The following is a 16,834-nucleotide window of genomic DNA, read 5'->3' as shown; positions in this document are numbered from 1 at the left end:
CCGCCCACACCACCGAGACCCCGGCGGGGGGCGCTTCCCCCCCCCCCCCCGCCGGGGGGGGGGGGGCGCGCCGCCCCCCCCCCCCCCCCCACGGCCCCGGACCGAAATCGCCCGGCCCGGATGCGGACAGCACCGGTCCTGGTCGCCTATGTTGGCGTTGTATAGGGTGCCCGGACCCGCCTAGCCGTCACCCTCGGCAGCAAGGCACGGCGGACGGGGACGGCGGACTCTTTCGGTCCGTCGCACATCAACTGTGGACGACGGACGCGCGCCGCCCCGGCGCGGGCGCGACGTCATGTGGAGGACGCGCTATGAGCAGCGACCCGTGGGGCCGTGTGGACGAGCAGGGCACGGTCTACGTCAGGACGGCCGACGGTGAACGCGTCGTCGGTTCCTGGCAGGCCGGCTCGCCCGAGGAGGCCCTCGCCTACTTCGAGCGCAAGTACCAGGGCATCGAGGTGGAGATCGGCCTGCTGGAGAAGCGGGTGCGCACCACCGACCTGGCCGCGAAGGACGCCCAGACCGCGCTGGAGCACCTGCGTGCCCAGGTGGTCGAGGGGCACGCGGTCGGCGACCTGGAGGGCCTGGCCAAGCGGCTGGACACGCTCGCCGGTGAGATCGAGAGCCGGCGCGAGGAGCGCAAGGCCGCTCGCGCCAAGGCCCAGGACGAGGCCCGTTCGGCCAAGGAGGCCCTGGTCTCCGAGGCCGAGCAGCTCGCCGAGTCCACCCAGTGGCGGGAGGCCGGGGACCGGCTGCGCGCCCTGGTGGACACCTGGAAGGGCCTGCCGCGGCTGGACCGCAAGAGCGACGACGAGCTGTGGCACCGCTTCTCGCACGCCCGCTCGGTCTTCTCCAAGCACCGCAAGGCGCACTTCGCCACCCTGGACGCCGAGCGCGAGAAGGCCCGGCAGACCAAGGAGTCGCTGGTCGCCGAGGCCGAGGCGCTGTCCTCGTCCACGGAGTGGGGCAGCACCGCCGCCTCCTACCGCGACCTGATGGCGCGCTGGAAGGCCGCCGGCCGGGCCCAGCGGGACATCGAGGACGAGCTGTGGGCGCGGTTCCGCGGCGCCCAGGACGTCTTCTTCCAGGCCCGCTCCTCGGTGTTCAGCGAGCGGGACGCCGAGCAGGTGGAGAACCAGAAGCTCAAGGAGACGCTGGCCACCGAGGCCGAGGCGATCCTGCCGATCACCGACCTCAAGGCCGCCAAGGCCGCGCTGCGCGAGGTCAACGAGCGCTGGGAGGCCATCGGCCACGTGCCGCGCGAGGTCCGTCCGAAGCTGGACGGCCGGCTGAACACGGTCGAGCGGGCCATCCGCGAGGCCGAGGAGGCCGAGTGGAAGCGCTCCAACCCGGAGGCCAAGGCCCGCGCGGCCGGCATGGTGGGCCTGTTCCAGGCGAAGGCCGACAAGATCCAGACCGACCTGGACAAGGCCCGCGCGGCCGGCAACTCCTCCAAGGTCGCCAAGCTGGAGTCCGAGCTGGCCGGCGTGCGGACCCTGCTGGACCAGGCGCACAAGAGCCAGGAGGAGTTCAGCGGCTGATCGCCCTGACCCGCCGAACGGCGAAGGCCCCCCGGGAGCACTCCCGGGGGGCCTTCCGCGCTCTTGCCGCCCCAGGACGGGGCGGCACCGCTACTTGCGGGCGGAGGTGACGCGGTAGACGTCGTACACGCCCTCGACGCCGCGCACCGCCTTGAGCACGTGGCCCAGGTGCTTCGGGTCGCCCATCTCGAAGGTGAAGCGGCTCATCGCCACCCGGTCCCGGGAGGTCTGCACCGCCGCCGACAGGATGTTGACGTGCTGGTCGGACAGCACCCGGGTGACGTCCGAGAGCAGCCGGGAGCGGTCCAGCGCCTCGACCTGGATGGCCACCAGGAAGACCGAGGACTGGGTGGCCGCCCACTCGACGTCGATCATGCGCTCCGGCTGCTGGCTCAGCGCGTCCACGTTGACGCAGTCGGCGCGGTGCACCGAGACGCCGTTGCCGCGGGTCACGAAGCCGACGATCGGGTCGCCCGGCACCGGGGTGCAGCAGCGGGAGAGCTTGACCCAGACGTCCTCGACGCCCTTGACGATCACACCCGGGTCGCCCTTGGCCCGGCGGCGCACCGCGCGGCGGTTGTCGTGGGTCGGGGTGGCGGTCTCCGCCAGGTCCTCGGTCGCGCCCTCCTCGCCGCCGAGCGCCTGCACCAGCTTCTGCACGATGTTCGGCGCGGCGACGTGGCCCTCGCCGATCGCGGCGTAGAGCGAGGAGATGTCGGGGTAGCGCATCTCGTGGGCCAGGGTGACCAGCGAGTCACCGGTCAGGATCCGCTGGATCGGCAGGCCCTGCTTGCGCATCGCCCGGACGATCGCCTCCTTGCCGTGCTCGATCGCCTCCTCACGGCGCTCCTTGGAGAACCAGGCGCGGATCTTGTTGCGGGCACGCGGCGACTTGACGAAGCCCAGCCAGTCCCGGGACGGGCCGGCGTTCTCCGCTTTGGAGGTGAACACCTCGACGGTGTCGCCGTTCTCCAGGGTCGACTCCAGCGGCACCAGCCGCCCGTTGACCCGGGCGCCTATCGTCCGGTAGCCGACCTCGGTGTGCACGGCGAAGGCGAAGTCGACCGGGGTGGCCCCGGCCGGCAGGGCTATCACGTCGCCCTTGGGGGTGAAGACGAAGACCTCGTTGCTGGCCAGGTCGAAGCGCAGCGACTCCAGGAACTCGCCCGGGTCGGCGGTCTCCTTCTGCCAGTCCAGCAGCTGCCGCAGCCAGGCCATCTCGTTGACGGCGCCGGCCTTGTCGTCCTTGCGGACCTGGGTCGGGGTGTCGGTACGCACCTTGGACGCCCCGGCCACCGCGCGCTGCTTGTACTTCCAGTGCGCGGCGATGCCGTACTCGGCCCGCCGGTGCATGTCGAAGGTGCGGATCTGCAGCTCGACCGGCTTGCCCCCAGGACCGATCACCGTGGTGTGCAGCGACTGGTACATGTTGAACTTGGGCATCGCGATGTAGTCCTTGAACCGCCCCGGCACCGGGTTCCACCGCGCGTGGATGGTGCCCAGCGCCGCGTAGCAGTCGCGGACGGTGTCGACCAGGACCCGGATGCCCACCAGGTCGTAGATCTCGGCGAAGTCCCGGCCCCGGACGATCATCTTCTGGTAGACCGAGTAGTAGTGCTTCGGCCGGCCGGTGACGGAGGCGGTGATCCGGGCGCCGCGCAGGTCCGCCTGGACCTGGTCGATGACGGTCGCCAGGTACTCGTCCCGCTTGGGGGCGCGCTCGGCGACCAGCCGGACGATCTCGTCGTACATCTTGGGGTAGAGGATCGCGAAGGCGAGGTCCTCCAGCTCCCACTTGATGGTGTTCATGCCCAGCCGGTGCGCCAGCGGGGCGTAGATCTCCAGCGTCTCGCGGGCCTTCTTCTCCTGCTTCTCCCGCTTGAGGTAGCGCATCGTGCGCATGTTGTGCAGGCGGTCGGCCAGCTTGATCACCAGGACCCGCGGGTCCTTGGCCATCGCCACGACCATCTTGCGGACGGTCTCGGCCTGCGCGGCCTCGCCGAACTTGACCCGGTCCAGCTTGGTGACGCCGTCCACCAGCAGGGCCACCGAGTCGCCGAAGTCCTTGCGCAGGGTCTCCAGGCCGTAGTCGGTGTCCTCGACGGTGTCGTGCAGCAGCCCGGCCATCAGGGTCGGGGCGTCCATGCCGAGCTCGGCCAGGATCGTCGCCACGGCCAGCGGGTGGGTGATGTACGGGTCGCCGCTCTTGCGCTTCTGGCCGCGGTGCCACTTCTCGGCGACCGCGTACGCCTTCTCGATGTCGCGCAGCAGCGCCGGGTCGGCCTTGGGGTCGTTGGCCCGGATCGAGCGGAACAGCGGCTCCAGGACGGGGTTGAGCACGCTGGAGCGCTGGCCGCCCAGGCGGGCCAGCCGGGCTCGCATGCCGCCGGTGGAGCCGCGGCCGGAGGGGCCGAGCGAACGCGACGAGGTCGGCGCCGGGCGTGCCGGGGTGGCCCCCGAGGGCGTGGGACGGTTTTCGGGGGTGGCCGCTGCGGCCGTGGGCACAACCTCGTCGGGCAAGGACAACTCCTCGGGGCACCGGGGCCGACCCCTGCCGGGACCCGAACGGTCGGGCAGAACCGGGAGGGGATGAATCTTCATGGTACCGAGCCGGGCGCCGGGGTGTTCATCCGGCCGTGCCAGGAAACGGGAGGACGGCGGTCGGATGTTCCGACCGCCGTCCTCCCGAGGTGTCCGTCAGACCGTGACCAGCGTCTCCAGCGGAGCGCCGTCCAGGTGCCCGGCCAGCCGCTCGCGGCCGTCCAGGAAGCCCAGCTCCATCAGCACCACGACGCCCGCCAGCTCGGCCCCGGCCTCCTTCACCAGGTCCAGCGAGGCGCCGATGGTGCCGCCGGTGGCCAGCACGTCGTCCACCACCAGCACCCGCTCACCGGGAGCGAAGGCGTCGCACTGCACCTCCAGCGTCGCCGAGCCGTACTCCAGCTCGTACGAGCGCCGGAACACCTCGCCGGGCAGCTTGCCCTGCTTGCGGATCGGCACGAAGCCGAGGCCGGCCGCGAAGGCCGCCGGAGCCGCCAGCACGAAGCCGCGCGCCTCCAGGCCCACCACCTTGGTCGCACCGAGCTGCTTGGCCCGGTCCGCCAGCGCGCCGGTCAGGGCGCCGAAGGCCTCGGCGTCGGCGAGCAGCGGCGCGATGTCCTTGAACAGCACACCCGGCTTCGGGTAGTCCGGGACGTCCCGGATCCGGCTGTTCAGCAGCTCGGCCAGTGCGGTGTCGACGGTGGTCACGGTTCTGTCCTTAACGGTCCGGTGGGGCCCCTGGGTCGTGCCCGGGGTCAGCGCTTGGTGGACGGACGGCCCTTGGCACGGGCGGTGCCGGCCGACCGGCCACGCTGTCCGACCATACCCGCAGGCTGCTCCTCGTCCGTCGGCTCCCCGTCCGCCTCGGCACCGTCCGCGGCCTCGGCCTTGGCGGCTGCGGCGGCCCGGTGCTGCAGGACCCGCTTGCGCAGGGCCTTCATCTCCGGCTGCTCCTCCTTGAGCTGCGCCAGCAGCGGGGTGGCGACGCAGATCGAGGAGTAGGCACCGGCCGCGAGGCCGATGAACAGCGCGAGCGAGATGTCGTTCAGGGTGCCGGCGCCCAGCAGGCCGCCACCGATGAACAGCAGCGCGGCGACCGGCAGCAGCGCCACCACGGTGGTGTTGAGCGAGCGCACCAGGGTCTGGTTGAGGCCGGCGTTGGCGGCCTCGCTGTAGGTGAGCTTGTTCTGCTTGGTGATCCCCTTGGTGTTCTCCTTCACGGTGTCGAAGACGACGACCGTGTCGTAGAGCGAGTAACCGAGGATGGTCAGGAAGCCGATCACCGTACCCGGGGTGACCTCGAAGCCCACCAGGGCGTACACGCCGATGGTGATCAGGAGGTCGTGGATGAGGGCGACCAGGGCGGAGACCGCCATCCGCCACTCGAAGGCGATCGCCAGGTAGACCGTCACCAGGACCATGAAGACGATCAGACCGGTGAGCGCCTTCTGGGAGATCTGCTTGCCCCAGCTGGGGCCGATCACCTGGGCCTCGACGGTGTCCAGCGGCACGCCGAGCTTCTGCGAGAGCTCGGAGCGGATCTCGTCCGAGCTCTTCGACTCCTCGGTGCTGACCTGGATACGGATCTTGCCGCTGTCGGTCGACTGCACCAGCGGGTGCGTGGACACGACCCCGTTGGCGGTGTCCTGCGCCTGGGAGACCGTCAGGCCGGGCTTGGACACGGTGTAGACCGAGCCGCCCTTGAACTCGATGCCCAGGTGCAGGCCCATGGCCAGGCCGATCGCCGCGACCAGCACGATCACGCCGGAGATGGAGTACCAGAGCTTACGGCGTCCGACGAAGTCGAAGCTGACTTCGCCCTGGTAGAGCCGGTGGCCCAGGTTGGAGAAGCGTGACACGGTGTCAGGCCTCCTTCACGGCGGCAGAGGAGGGGCTACGGCGACGGCTGCTGCGCAGCGGCGGGCGGGCGCCCAGCCGCTTCGGGTCCAGGCCGGACCACGGGTGGCCGTTCAGGAAGAACTTCCGGCGGGCCAACAGCGTGATCATCGGCTTGGTGAAGAGGAAGATCACCACCACGTCGAGCAGGGTGGTCAGACCCAGGGTGAACGCGAAGCCCTGGACCTTGCCGACCGAGACCACGTAGAGCACGGCGGCACAGAGGAAGGACACGAAGTCCGAGACCAGGATGGTGCGCCGGGCGCGCGGCCAGGCCCGCTGGACCGCCGGGCGCAGCGGGGCGCCCTCGCGGACCTCGTCGCGGATGCGCTCGAAGTACACGATGAAGGAGTCGGCGGTGATGCCGATCGCGACGATCGCACCGCAGACCGCCGGCAGGTTCAGCGCGAAGCCGATCGCGTTGCCGAGCAGGCTCATGATCGAGTAGGTCAGGGCCGCCGAGACGAGCAGACCGGCGATCGAGACCAGGCCGAGGCCGCGGTAGTAGATCAGCGAGTAGGCGACCACCAGGACCATGCCGATCAGGCCGGCGACCAGACCGGCCTTGAGCTGGTCGCTGCCGAGCGCCGGGGAGACGGTGGTGATGTCGCTCTTGGCGAACTCCAGCGGCAGGGCGCCGTAGCTCAGCACGTTGGAGAGGTCCTGTGCCTCGGCCTGGCTGAAGCGGCCGGTGATGACCGCGCTGCCACCCGGGATCGGCCCGTTGACCTGCGGGTGGGAGACCACCTGGTTGTCCAGCACGATGGCGAACTGGTTGGTCGGCGGGGCCTGGGCGGCCAGCTGGCCGGTGACCTTGGCGAAGGCGTCGGTGCCGGTGCCGTTGAACTGCAGCTGGACCTGCCAGCCGGCACCCGTCTGGGTGTCGATGCTGGCCTGGGCCTTGGAGACGTCCGCGCCCTTCACGGCCGCGGGGCCGAGGGCCAGCTTCTCGTAGTAGCCGTTCTCGGCCTTCTGGGAGCAGGCGACGACGGCCTTGTCCTCGGCGCCGGTCTGGGCGGCGCGGACGTCGGGCTTGGAGCAGTCCAGGGCGGCGAAGGCGGCGGCCAGCTCGGGCGGCACGGTGCCCTGGGTCATCGCGTTGCTGATGTCGGCCGGGGTCTGCGGGACGGCCGGGGTGCTCGGGGCGCCGGTGGCGGCCGGGGCCGCGCTGCCGGTGGCGGCGGGTGCGGCACCGGTGGCGGCGGCGGTCGGGCTGGCGCCCTCGGCGGCCAGCGCCTCGCTCGCGGGGCGGCCCTGCTTGGTGGCGCTCGGGGCCGCGGACGGGGCACCGGCGGCGGGGGTGGCGGCCGGCGTGGTGCCCGGGGTGCCGGTGGCGGCCGCGGACGGGGTGCCGGTCGGCTCCGGTGCGGAGATGCCGCTGGGGGCAACGGCCAGGACCGGGCGGAAGAACAGCTTCGCGGTGGTACCCACCTGGTCCGCCGCGTTCTGCCGGTCGCCGCCCTTGGGGATGTTCACGATGATCGTGTCCGAGCCCTGGGTCTGGACCTCCGCCTCGGAGACACCCATGCCGTTGACGCGGCGCTCGATGATCCCGACGGCGATGTCCATGTTGGACTTGGTGAGAGCCTTGGGATCGGACGACTTCGCGGTCAGCGTGATGCTGGTGCCACCGGCGAGATCGATCCCGAGCCGGGGCTTGGTGGTGCCCGTCCCGAACATGAGGGCGACCAGTCCGACGGTGACGACCAGGATGAGGGCCAGCGCCCGCCCTGGGTAGCCGTCGCGCGGGCGCGACTTGGGTGTTGCCACCTTGCTCGTTTCTCCCTGTCCATGCCACTTTCCCGGCCGTACCCCCGGCCGGCGATAGTCGGGACGGGGGTACGGCGGTTCTGCGGCCCTGAGGTCCTGTGGGCTCGCGGCGGATGCCGCGCGGCCGAGCGGGTTGCCCGGCCGTACTACTTGCTCTCGGGAGCCCCGCCCTCGGCATCGCCCTTCGCGGCGCTGTCCTTGGTGAGCGTCAGCGGCTTGTCCTCGACCGGCGCGGCGTCGGCGTCCTCGGCCTCCGGCTCGGGCAGCTCGTCATCGGCGGGGCGGCCGTTGATGATCGCGTCGTACTCCTGGGGGTCCAGGACGGCCGCGACGGCGCTCTTGGTGAAGTGGGTGACCACGCCGGGCGCGATCTCCAGCTCGACGGTCTCCTCGTTGACCGCCTTCACCTGGGCGTACAGGCCACCGATGGTGCGCACCCCCGCCCCGGGCTCCAGCGCCGTCTGCATCTGCTGCTGCTGCTGCTGGCGCTTCTTCTGCGACCGGAACATGAGCACGATCGCGATGATCGGGAGGAGAAGGATGATGAGGTTCACTGCAGCCAGGGTCCTTTACGGGCCGCCGACCGGCGGCCTGTGTGGTATTGGTCGGCCCGTCAGGTGAGAGGGGCGGTCCGGCGGAGTCTAGGCGACCCCGAATCGATCGGACAACGCCAAGCATCGCATCCTGCCGCCGAAAGTGGCGACCCTCCGCCTGCACAGTTTCACCGGACTTCGCTCGGGGCCACTCCCCACGCCACCACGGGAGCACCGGACGGGAACCGACCCGTCGATCTCACCCGTTCAGCCGATGGCGGTCAACCTTCGTCGGCGGGGAACAGCTCCGACTGCGCCGGAACACCTCTGCGAGTGGCCTGGACCGGCGGAGTCATGCCGAGGTGCTGCCAGGCGGCCGCGGTGGCGATCCGACCGCGCGGAGTGCGGGCGAGCAGGCCCTCGCGGACCAGGAAGGGCTCGGCGACCTCCTCGACCGTCTCGGACTCCTCCCCCACGGCGACGGCGAGTGTCGACAAACCGACCGGACCGCCGCCGAACAGCCGCAGCAGCGCGTCCAGCACCGCGCGGTCCAGCCGGTCCAGCCCGCGGGCGTCCACCTCGTAGACGTCCAGCGCCTGGGCGGCGATCTCGGCGTTGACCAGGCCGTCGTGCCGGACCTGGGAGTAGTCGCGGACCCGGCGCAGCAGCCGGTTGGCGATGCGCGGGGTGCCCCGCGAGCGCCCGGCGATCTCGGCCGCACCGGCCGGGTCTATCTCCACGTCCAGCAGCGTGGCCGAGCGGTGCACCACCCGCTGGAGCTCGGCCGGGGCGTAGAACTCCATGTGCCCGGTGAAGCCGAAGCGGTCGCGCAGCGGCGGCGGCAGCAGGCCGGCCCTGGTGGTGGCGCCGACCAGGGTGAAGGGCGGCAGCTCCAGCGGGATGGCGGTGGCGCCCGGCCCCTTGCCGACGATCACGTCGACCCGGAAGTCCTCCATCGCCATGTAGAGCATCTCCTCGGCCGGCCGGGACATCCGGTGGATCTCGTCGAGGAAGAGCACCTCGCCCTCGGTGAGCGAGGAGAGGATCGCCGCGAGGTCCCCCGCGTGCTGGATGGCCGGGCCGGAGGTGATCCGGATAGGGGCGCCCAGCTCGGCGGCGATGATCATGGACAGAGTGGTCTTGCCGAGCCCGGGCGGGCCGCTCAGCAGCACGTGGTCGGGCGCGCTGCCGCGCTTGCGGGCGGCCTGGAGCACCAGCGACAGCTGCTCGCGCACCCGCTCCTGGCCGATGAACTCGTCCAGCAGCTTGGGGCGCAGCGCCGCCTCCACCGCCTGGTCCTCGCCGTCGGCGGCGGCCGTGACCAGCCGGTCGGCGGGTTCCGAGTCGTACATCCTCGCGGGCTCCAGAGTCTCCAGTGTCGACAAACGGACAGATCGTCAGGTGATCAGCGGGCGCGGTTGAGGCCGCGCAGGGCGAGCCTGAGCAGGGCTCCGACGTCCGGCGTCGGCTGCGCCTCGGCCTCCGGGGTGACGGCGGCGACCGCCTCGTCCGCCTCGCGCGGGGCGTAGCCGAGGCCGGTCAGCGCGGAGTGCAGCTGCTCGCTCCACGGCGCCGGACCGGCGGCGATCGGCTTCTGGGCGGGGACGGCGCCGTGCGGGGCGCCGAGCTTGTCCTTGTACTCCAGCAGCAGCTTGGCCGCCTTGGCCTTGCCGATGCCCGGCACGGCGACCAGCGCCTTCTCGTCGCCGCCCGCGATCGCGGCGCGCAGCGCGTCGGGGCTGTGCACGCCGAGGATCGCCTGCGCCAGCTTGGGGCCGACGCCGGGCGCCGCCTGGAGGATCTCGAACACGGCGCGCTCGTCGTCGTCCGCGAAGCCGAACAGGGTCAGCGAGTCCTCCCGGACCACCAGCGAGGTGGCCAGCCGGACCGGCTCGCCCAGCCGCAGCCCGGCCAGGGTGTTCGGGGTGCACTGCACGGCCATGCCGACGCCGCCCACCTCGACGACCGCGATCCCGGAGGAGACGGCCGCCACGGGCCCTTGCACGAAGGCGATCATCGGACGGTGCCTTTCGGAGGAGTGGAGCGGGGGGTGGTGCGGGCGGCCCGGACCGCGGCCTCCAGTCGGTTGCTCGCCCCGCCGCGCCAGATGTGGCAGATGGCCAGCGCCAGCGCGTCGGCGGCGTCGGCGGGCTTGGGCGGCGCGTCCAGCCGCAGCAGGCGCTGCACCATGGCGGTGACCTGCGCCTTGTCGGCCCGGCCCGAGCCGGTGACGGCGGCCTTGACCTCACTGGGGGTGTGCAGGGTGACGGGTATGCCGCGCCGGGTGGCGCAGAGCATCGCGACCGCGCTGGCCTGGGCGGTGCCCATCACGGTGCGGACGTTGTGCTGGGCGAAGACCCGCTCGACGGCGACCAGGTCCGGCCGGTGCTCGTCCAGCCAGGCCTCCAGGCCCTGCTCCACCAGGAGCAGCCGCTGCCCGATCTCCGCCTCGGCGGGGGTGCGCACCACGCCGACCCCGGCCATCCGCAGCGGCCGGCCCGGCGCGCCCTCGACCACGCCGACTCCGCACCTGGTCAGCCCCGGGTCCACGCCCAGTACCCGCACCACTCGCTCCGACTCCCTGCCACTCGCCACTCGAAGGACCCCCGCAGGCTACCGCCCGGGTCCGACAACCCGACCGACGACACCGGCCCGGTGGTCCAGGGACCACCGGGCCGGGCAGTGAGAACGGTCACTCGCCGTCGATCGATCGATGCCGTGTCACTCGGCGTCGAGCTGCGCACCGACCTCGTCGGAGATGTCGAAGTTGGCGAAGACGTTCTGCACGTCGTCGCTGTCCTCGAGCGCGTCGATCAGCTTCAGGATCTTGCGGGCGCCGTCGACGTCCAGCTCGACCTGCATGCTGGGCAGGAAGTTCGCCTCGGCCGAGTCGTAGTCGACGCCGGCGTCGACCAGCGCGGTGCGCACGGCGACCATCTTCGAGGCCTCGGAGACGATCTCGAACGAGTCGCCGAGGTCGTTGATCTCCTCGGGCTCCTGGTCCAGGACGACCTCGAACAGCTTGTCCTCGTCCACGCCGTCGGCCTTGGGGACGATGACGACACCCTTGCGGGTGAACAGGTACGACACCGAGCCCGGGTCGGCCATCGAGCCGCCGTTGCGGGTCATCGCGACGCGCACGTCGGAGGCGGCGCGGTTGCGGTTGTCGGTGAGGCACTCGATCAGGACCGCGACGCCGTTCGGGCCGTAGCCCTCGTACATGATGGTCTGGTAGTCGGCGCCGCCGGCCTCCAGGCCGCCACCACGCTTGACGGCACGGTTGATGTTGTCGATCGGGACCGAGCTCTTCTTCGCCTTCTGGATGGCGTCGTAGAGCGTCGGGTTGCCCGCCGGGTCGGGACCGCCGGTGCGCGCCGCCACCTCGATGTTCTTGATCATCTTGGCGAAGAGCTTGCCGCGCTTGGCGTCGATCACGGCCTTCTTGTGCTTGGTGGTAGCCCACTTAGAGTGGCCGGACATCGCCAGCTCCTTTACGTCGCCAAAGGGAAATGAACAGATGAGATCTTACCGGTGTCGCCACCGGTGAGACGCACACGGTCAGCGCGCGGCCGCGGAGAGGTGCTCCTCGACCATTCGCACGAAGTACGCGTGCACCCGGTGGTCGCCGGTCAGCTCCGGGTGGAAGGAGGTGGCCAGCAGGTTGCCCTGGCGGACCGCCACGATCCGGCTGTCCGGGCCGTCCGCGGCGGGCAGCTCGGCCAGGACCCTGACGCCCGCGCCGACCGACTCGACCCAGGGGGCGCGGATGAAGACGCCGTGCACCGGCGCGTCGTCCAGGCCGGCGAAGTCGATCCCGGACTCGAAGGACTCGTTCTGACGGCCGAAGGCGTTGCGGCGCACCGTCATGTCGATGCCACCGACGGTCTCCTGGTCCTCGCGGCCGTCCAGGATCTTGTCCGCCAGCATGATCATGCCCGCGCAGGTGCCGTAGACCGGCATCCCGGCGGCGACCCGCTCGCGCAGCGGCTCCATCACGCCGAACAGCAGGGCCAGCTTCGACATGGTGGTGGACTCCCCGCCGGGGATCACCAGCGCGTCGACCTCGGCCAGCTCCTCGGCGCGACGCACCGGACGGGCGAGCGCGTCGGCCTCGGCCAGCGCCACCAGGTGCTCGCGGACGTCGCCCTGGAGGGCGAGGACGCCGATGACAGGAGTGCTCACGGTCTTCAACCTCTATCGATCGTTACGACGGACTACGTGGCGCGGCCCGCCGCGCGCCGAGGCGCTGCGGCGGGCCGGCCCGGAAACTGCGGGTGACTACCAGCCGCGGTTGGCGTAGCGCTCGGTCTCCGGCAGGGTGTCGCAGTTGATGCCGACCATGGCCTCGCCCAGGTTGCGGGAGGCGTCCGCGATGACCTTCGGGTCGTCGAAGAAGGTGGTGGCCTTGACGATGGCGGCGGCACGCTTGGCCGGGTCGCCCGACTTGAAGATGCCGGAGCCGACGAAGACGCCCTCGGCGCCCAGCTGGCGCATCAGCGCGGCGTCGGCCGGGGTGGCCACGCCACCGGCGGAGAACAGCACGACCGGCAGCTTGCCGAGCTCGGCGACCTCCTTGACCAGCTCGTACGGGGCGCGCAGCTCCTTGGCGGCGGCGTACAGCTCGTTGTTGTCCAGGGCGCGCAGGTGGCCGATCTCGTTCTTGATCTGGCGCAGGTGGCGGACGGCCTCGACGACGTTGCCGGTGCCGGCCTCGCCCTTCGAGCGGATCATGGCCGCGCCCTCGGCGATGCGGCGCAGGGCCTCGCCCAGGTTGGTGGCGCCGCAGACGAAGGGGGTGGTGAACGCGAACTTGTCCGAGTGGTTGACCTCGTCGGCCGGGGTCAGGACCTCGGACTCGTCGATGTAGTCGACGCCCAGCGACTGGAGCACCTGCGCCTCGACGAAGTGGCCGATGCGGGACTTGGCCATCACCGGGATGGAGACCGCCGCGATGATCTCCTCGATCATGTTCGGGTCGGACATGCGAGCCACGCCGCCGTCCTTGCGGATGTCCGCCGGGACCCGCTCCAGGGCCATGACGGCGACCGCGCCGGCGTCCTCGGCGATCTTGGCCTGCTCGGCGTTGACCACGTCCATGATCACACCGCCCTTGAGCTGCTCGGCCATGCCGCGCTTCACGCGGGCGGTGCCGATCTGCGGCTGGTCTGCGGTGGTGGGGGTGGTGGACACGTGAGACCTCACTCGAAGATGAATCAGTGCTATCGCCCTATGGTAGGCAGAACGGGTGACGCCTCCATGCGCCACCAAGTCCAGCCAGGACGACGGGACACGACAATCAGGCCGTATCCGGGGGACACCCTAAGCGGGCGCTCCTTCGGGCGTGAGAGCGGGCGGCGGGGCGTCGTCCATCTCGAACGCCAGCGGGAACGGCGCCTTCCCCGCCAGCCGGAAGTACCGCACCAGACGGTGCTCGCGCACCGCCCGCGCCGCCCGCACCGCGTCGTTGTGGAACCGACGGGCCATCGGCACCCGCCGCACCGCGGCCGTCAGGTCACGAACCGCGTCCTCACCGCCCGGCTCGGCCACCAGCGCCGCCATCTGCTCCGGCTCCTCGAACACCGCCCGCAGCGCCAGACTCAACTGGCTCTCCGCCACCTCGCGCTGCTCGTCCTCGGCCTGCCGGGCCGCGTGCGCCGCGTCCAGCAGCAGCAGCGAGGCCGCCGGATCCAGCAGCGAGGACGTCGCCAGCTCCATCGCCACCGACGCCCGGCGCACCAGCTGCGCGTCCAGCGCCGCCCGCGCGGCGTCGATCCGGGCGTGCAACCGGTCCAGCCGACCGGCCGTCCAACTCAGGTACATGCCGAACAGCACCACGGCCACGCCGGCCCAGATCCAGGTAGTCACGGGCCGCTACGTTACCGGGTGTCACCGGTTCAGCCCCGGGCGGTCGCGTTCCGGTAGCTCTCACGGTCGATGTCCGCGATGTTCACCGCCGTGAACAGCCGGGTGCCCGGCTTCGGCCGGACGTACTGCGCCAACAGCGCCAGCACGCCCTCGCTCAGCGCGGCCTTCGCCTCCGGCGTACGGCCGGGGAAGATCTGGAACTCCACGAACACCTGGGTGTCGGCGGCCGCCCCGCTGGTGCCCACCACCAGCACCTCGCTCTGCCGGAACACCGTCTTGCAGGACTCCGGCTTCGCGTCGATCGTCGCCTCCGCCAGCCGGTTGATCGCCAGGCCCAGGCCCCGGCGGTCGAAGGTGCCGGCCAGGTCGGCCGAGTAGTCGACGGAGATCTGCGGCATCGTCGCCCCCGTGGATCGCAGTGGTACGGACGCCCGACCCTAACCCCACCGACACCCGGACCCGCCCGCGGGGATCAGTCCCGCGCCAGCCCGAACCGGCCGCGCCGACCGCTGCGCACGTCCTCCTCGACCACCGCCGCCTCGCCGGCCGTCACCGTCTCGTACACCGCCAGGATGTCCGCGCCCACCGTCGACCAGTCGAACCGTCGCACGTGCCGCGACGCCGCCTCCCGCAGCTCCTCCAGCCGCGCCGGATCACCCAGCAGCCGCAGCGCCATACGGGCCAGCGCGTCCGCGTCCTCCACCGGGAACAGCTCCCCCGCGTCCCCGCCGTCCAGCACCTGCTTGAACGCGTCCAGGTCGCTCGCCAGCACCGGCGCGCCCGCCGACATCGCCTCGACCAGGATGATCCCGAAGCTCTCGCCACCGGTGTTCGGTGCCACGTACAGGTCCACGCTGCGCAGCAGCCGCGCCTTGTCCCGGTCGCTCACCATGCCGAGGAACTCCACCTGCGCGCGCACCTCGGGCGCCAGGCCCGCGACGGCCTCCTCCTCGTCGCCCTTGCCCGCCACCAGCAGCCGCACCCCCGGCCGCTCCGCCAGGATCCTCGGCAGCGCCGCCAGCAGCGTCGGCAGGCCCTTGCGCGGCTCGTTGATCCGGCCGATGAAGCCGATCGTGCCCGGCTCCCCCTTCGCCGCGCCGCCGGTCCAGCGCTCGTCCGGCTCCGCCTGCGCGAAGAAACCCACGTCCACGCCGTTCGGGATCACCACCGCGTCCCCGCCCAGGTGCTCCACCAGCGTCCGCCGGGCGTACTCCGACACCGCGATCCGGGCCCGCATCTTCTCCAGCCCCGGCTGGAGGATCGGCGAGGCCGCGATCATCACCCGCGACCGCGGATTGGACGTGTGGAACGTCCCCACCATCGGCCCGGTCGCCGACCACGCGGCCAGCATCGACAGGCTCGGCGCGGCCGGCTCGTGCACGTGCAGGATGTCGAACCGCCCGTCGTGCAGCCAGCGCCGCACCCGCGCCGCCGACAGGATCCCGAAGCTCAGCCGCGCCACCGACCCGTTGTACGGCACCGCCACCGACCGCCCCGCCGGGACCACGTACGGCGGCAGCGCCTCGTCGTCCTCGGCCGGCGCCAGCACCGACACCTCGTGCCCCAGACCGATCAGGTGCTCGGCCAGGTCCCGGATGTGGAACTGCACCCCACCGGGGACGTCCCAGTCGTACGGGCAGACGATGCCGATCTTCACGGGTTCCTCAAGCTCCTTCGGACAGTCGTGCGGGCGGGGACGGCGGGACGGCTCAGGACCCGGAGGCCTCGGCCGCGGGCTCCGCGGCCGCCTCCACCCGCTCCACGGGCGCCGCCTTCACCGTCTCACGGACCGGCAGATCGGCCAGCCAGAACTTCTGCAGCATGTGCCAGTCCTGCGGGTGCTCGCGGATGCCCCGCTCCCACACCTGCGCCATCGCCTGGGTCATCGCCAGGGTGCGCTCCTTGCGGTCGCCCTCCTCGGGCACCGGCACCTCCGGGTGGATCCGCGCCCGCAGCACCGGGCCGTCGTACCAGAGCGTCGCCGGCAGCAGCGCCGCCCCGGTCCGCTGGCACAGCGCCGCGGGACCGGCCGGCATCCGGGTCTCCTCACCGAAGAACGACACCCCGATGCCCGCCTCCGACAGGTCCCGGTCCCCCACCAGGCAGACCAGCCCGCCCTCGCGCAGCCGCCGCGCCAGGGTCCCGATCACGTTCACCGAACCACCGGTCAGCGCCAGGACCTCCATGCCCAGGCCCTCCCGGAACGCCACGAACCGGTCGAACAGCCGCTCCGGCTTCAACCGCTCCGCGACCGTGGTGAACGGATAGCCCTGCTGCGCCACCCAGGCGCCCGCGAGGTCCCAGTTGCCCATGTGCGGCAGCGCTATCAGCGCGCCCCGCCCGGCCTCCAGCTGCGCCCGCAGGTGCTCGAAGCCCTCCACCTGGACGTCCCTGGCCACCCGCTCCCGGCTCCACACCGGCAGCCGGAACGACTCCATCCAGTACCGCAGGTACGAGCGCATCCCCGCCCGGGACAGCTCCCGCAGCGCGGCCTCCTCCACCCCGGGACGGACCCGGCGCAGATTCGCCTCCAACTGCAGCACCCGCTTGCCGCGCCTGCGCCACGCGTAGTCCGCCAGCCGGTCGAACAGCCACCGGGCCACCCGCTCCGGCAGGTGCTTCAACAGCCCCCACCCCAGCGCGTACGCCCAGTACACCAGTCGGTCCGTCACCGCAGGACTCCCCCCA

General features: G+C 71.8%; 16 protein-coding genes. 1 reads left to right on the top strand and 15 read right to left on the bottom strand.

Annotated features, from left to right (window positions below; genetic code table 11):
- Positions 1-311 precede the first annotated feature (311 nt).
- Positions 312-1,541, top strand: coding sequence for a DUF349 domain-containing protein (locus tag ACGF13_RS16285; RefSeq protein WP_392874695.1), 1,230 nt, complete (start codon positions 312-314; stop codon positions 1,539-1,541).
- Between the two features lie 90 nt (positions 1,542-1,631).
- Here the strand turns inward: ACGF13_RS16285 and ACGF13_RS16280 are convergent, their stop codons facing one another.
- The 15 genes from ACGF13_RS16280 to ACGF13_RS16210 all read right to left on the bottom strand — a co-directional run bounded on the left by ACGF13_RS16280 (position 1,632) and on the right by ACGF13_RS16210 (position 16,818).
- Positions 1,632-4,118: a RelA/SpoT family protein gene (locus tag ACGF13_RS16280; protein WP_392875771.1), complete on the bottom strand. Its 2,487-nt coding sequence runs from the start codon at positions 4,116-4,118 to the stop codon at positions 1,632-1,634.
- Between the two features lie 120 nt (positions 4,119-4,238).
- A complete protein-coding gene (locus ACGF13_RS16275) occupies positions 4,239-4,790 on the bottom strand; it encodes an adenine phosphoribosyltransferase (protein WP_392874692.1) in 552 nt (183 codons plus the stop codon).
- A gap of 47 nt (positions 4,791-4,837) precedes the next feature.
- Positions 4,838-5,941, bottom strand: a complete 1,104-nt coding sequence (gene secF / locus ACGF13_RS16270; RefSeq protein ID WP_392874689.1) for a protein translocase subunit SecF — start codon at positions 5,939-5,941, stop codon at positions 4,838-4,840.
- A gap of 4 nt (positions 5,942-5,945) precedes the next feature.
- Complete coding sequence (secD, locus tag ACGF13_RS16265; protein WP_392874686.1) at positions 5,946-7,748, bottom strand: protein translocase subunit SecD; 1,803 nt, start codon at positions 7,746-7,748, stop codon at positions 5,946-5,948.
- A 146-nt stretch (positions 7,749-7,894) separates the two neighbouring features.
- Positions 7,895-8,302, bottom strand: a complete 408-nt coding sequence (gene yajC, locus ACGF13_RS16260) for a preprotein translocase subunit YajC (protein ID WP_392874683.1) — start codon at positions 8,300-8,302, stop codon at positions 7,895-7,897.
- Positions 8,303-8,562: 260 nt separating this feature from the next.
- On the bottom strand, positions 8,563-9,633 hold the full coding sequence (gene ruvB / locus ACGF13_RS16255) for a Holliday junction branch migration DNA helicase RuvB (RefSeq protein ID WP_392874680.1): 1,071 nt from the start codon (positions 9,631-9,633) through the stop codon (positions 8,563-8,565).
- Positions 9,634-9,686: 53 nt separating this feature from the next.
- Positions 9,687-10,298: a Holliday junction branch migration protein RuvA gene (gene ruvA, locus ACGF13_RS16250; RefSeq protein WP_392874677.1), complete on the bottom strand. Its 612-nt coding sequence runs from the start codon at positions 10,296-10,298 to the stop codon at positions 9,687-9,689.
- Complete coding sequence (ruvC, locus tag ACGF13_RS16245; protein WP_392875768.1) at positions 10,295-10,846, bottom strand: crossover junction endodeoxyribonuclease RuvC; 552 nt, start codon at positions 10,844-10,846, stop codon at positions 10,295-10,297. Before ruvC ends, ruvA begins: the two co-directional genes overlap by 4 nt.
- Positions 10,847-11,002: 156 nt before the next feature.
- Positions 11,003-11,761 (bottom strand): YebC/PmpR family DNA-binding transcriptional regulator, encoded by a 759-nt coding sequence (locus ACGF13_RS16240; protein WP_049651428.1) that lies wholly within the window; start codon positions 11,759-11,761, stop codon positions 11,003-11,005.
- Positions 11,762-11,839: 78 nt separating this feature from the next.
- Positions 11,840-12,463: a pyridoxal 5'-phosphate synthase glutaminase subunit PdxT gene (gene pdxT / locus ACGF13_RS16235; RefSeq protein ID WP_392874674.1), complete on the bottom strand. Its 624-nt coding sequence runs from the start codon at positions 12,461-12,463 to the stop codon at positions 11,840-11,842.
- A 96-nt stretch (positions 12,464-12,559) separates the two neighbouring features.
- On the bottom strand, positions 12,560-13,471 hold the full coding sequence (gene pdxS / locus ACGF13_RS16230; protein ID WP_392874671.1) for a pyridoxal 5'-phosphate synthase lyase subunit PdxS: 912 nt from the start codon (positions 13,469-13,471) through the stop codon (positions 12,560-12,562).
- A gap of 129 nt (positions 13,472-13,600) precedes the next feature.
- Complete coding sequence (locus tag ACGF13_RS16225; RefSeq protein ID WP_392874668.1) at positions 13,601-14,146, bottom strand: hypothetical protein; 546 nt, start codon at positions 14,144-14,146, stop codon at positions 13,601-13,603.
- Positions 14,147-14,175: 29 nt separating this feature from the next.
- Complete coding sequence (locus ACGF13_RS16220) at positions 14,176-14,544, bottom strand: 5-carboxymethyl-2-hydroxymuconate Delta-isomerase (protein WP_392874666.1); 369 nt, start codon at positions 14,542-14,544, stop codon at positions 14,176-14,178.
- 74 nt (positions 14,545-14,618) lie between these two features.
- Positions 14,619-15,803: a glycosyltransferase family 4 protein gene (locus tag ACGF13_RS16215; protein ID WP_392874663.1), complete on the bottom strand. Its 1,185-nt coding sequence runs from the start codon at positions 15,801-15,803 to the stop codon at positions 14,619-14,621.
- Between the two features lie 52 nt (positions 15,804-15,855).
- The gene (locus ACGF13_RS16210) at positions 15,856-16,818 is read right to left on the bottom strand and encodes a phosphatidylinositol mannoside acyltransferase (protein ID WP_392874660.1); all 963 of its coding nucleotides are present in this window, start codon (positions 16,816-16,818) and stop codon (positions 15,856-15,858) included.
- Between the last annotated feature and the right edge of the window lie 16 nt (positions 16,819-16,834).

The organism is Kitasatospora sp. NPDC048286 (genome assembly GCF_043201735.1).
Taxonomy (GTDB): Bacteria; Actinomycetota; Actinomycetes; order Streptomycetales; family Streptomycetaceae; genus Kitasatospora.
This window is presented reverse-complemented; position numbering and strand designations above follow the sequence as displayed.

Bases quoted from the DNA above. Each gene is read 5' to 3' on its own strand.
- ACGF13_RS16285 (WP_392874695.1), top strand. From the start codon at position 312: ATGAGCAGCGACCCGTGGGGCCGTGTGGACGAGCAGGGCACGGTCTAC.
- ruvB (WP_392874680.1), bottom strand. From the start codon at position 9,633: ATGTACGACTCGGAACCCGCCGACCGGCTGGTCACGGCCGCCGCCGAC.
- ruvA (WP_392874677.1), bottom strand. From the start codon at position 10,298: ATGATCGCCTTCGTGCAAGGGCCCGTGGCGGCCGTCTCCTCCGGGATC.
- ACGF13_RS16240 (WP_049651428.1), bottom strand. From the start codon at position 11,761: ATGTCCGGCCACTCTAAGTGGGCTACCACCAAGCACAAGAAGGCCGTG.
- ACGF13_RS16220 (WP_392874666.1), bottom strand. From the start codon at position 14,544: ATGCCGCAGATCTCCGTCGACTACTCGGCCGACCTGGCCGGCACCTTC.